The organism is Thioclava sp. UBA3469 (assembly GCF_002378135.1).
Lineage (GTDB): Bacteria > Pseudomonadota > Alphaproteobacteria > Rhodobacterales > Rhodobacteraceae > Thioclava > Thioclava sediminum.
In genome coordinates this window covers 524-1,106 of sequence record NZ_DFRG01000172.1, presented here as the reverse complement: position 1 = coordinate 1,106, position 583 = coordinate 524, and the positions used below count along the sequence as shown (strand labels likewise).

General features: G+C 61.4%; 2 protein-coding genes. Both read right to left on the bottom strand.

The features are described from left to right. Positions 1-226: AAA family ATPase (locus B3D39_RS12785; protein ID WP_286789762.1), on the bottom strand; the 226-nt coding region annotated here is incomplete at its 3' end. An 84-nt stretch (positions 227-310) separates the two neighbouring features. Continuing rightward, the coding region (locus B3D39_RS12780) for a ribulose bisphosphate carboxylase small subunit (RefSeq protein WP_286789761.1) at positions 311-583 on the bottom strand (273 nt) is incomplete at its 5' end.

Sequence of the window (583 nt, the reverse complement as noted above, 5' to 3'; positions counted from 1 at the left end):
GATCCGAGGCGGTCATGTCCTCGTTACAGGCCACGGTGATCAGCGGGCGCTGCAATTTCCACGCCATATATTCGACGAAACGCGACTTGCCGCAGCCCGTGGGGCCCTTGAGCATCACCGGCATGCGCACGTCATAGGCGGCGGCGTATTGCTCGATCTCATTGCCCACAGGCCGGTAATAGGGCTCGGTCTTCACGCGGAACTGGTCTGGGTCGATATCGCTCATGGGTGGCTCTCCGTCGCGCTGGAAAATCCGGAAAAATGGGGTAGGGCGGGCCGCCGCGATCGGCAGCCCGCCCCTCGTGTCAGATCAGGCCGAGGCCGACATGTCGGCGCGGTGCACCACCATCGAGGTGCCCTGCGTCTGCTTGAAGTTGTCGTAGCCCACGAGGCGGACATGGTTGCCCGGGTTGGCCTTCTTGCACATCTCGATCTCGCGGAAGATCGCATCGACATCGGTTTCCCCGAACATCGGCAGCTTCCACATATACCAGAAGTTCGACCGCATATTCTCGGGCTCGGTATGCTCGATGGCCGGGTTCCAGCCTTTCGAGACGATGTATTCCACCTGCTTGCGCAGCTC